Source organism: Paenalicyclobacillus cellulosilyticus, assembly GCF_014647315.1.
GTDB lineage: Bacteria > Bacillota > Bacilli > Alicyclobacillales > Alicyclobacillaceae > Alicyclobacillus_J > Alicyclobacillus_J cellulosilyticus.
Window position 1 is genome coordinate 341 of sequence record NZ_BMOY01000144.1, and the last position, 254, is coordinate 594.

A 254-nucleotide genomic window follows, 5' to 3' on the forward strand; every position below is an offset into this window, starting at 1 on the left:
ATGATGCTTTTACGCTCAAAATTGCTGACTTAGAGGATGATGGATTTATAAGCACTCCTGATGCGTTTTGCGAAGCACAATATAGCCGCCATTTTGGAACGCATTTTTTTGGGACCGTCGTTTGTGAAGATGAGTTTTTTCTCATTCTAAACCATAAAAAAGTTCGGTTAGATACCGCAATAAATCATTCATTAAATTCCAAAATTAAACCGGGTATTCCTTTTTCCGTGCGATCGTTTTGGAAGAAAATTGAT

1 protein-coding gene is annotated in these 254 nt (G+C 36.6%); it reads left to right on the forward strand.

Annotated features, from left to right (window positions below; translation table 11 throughout):
• Window positions 1-254 (forward strand): hypothetical protein (locus IEX97_RS13825; RefSeq protein ID WP_229776949.1); only part of this gene is annotated, 254 nt, incomplete at both ends.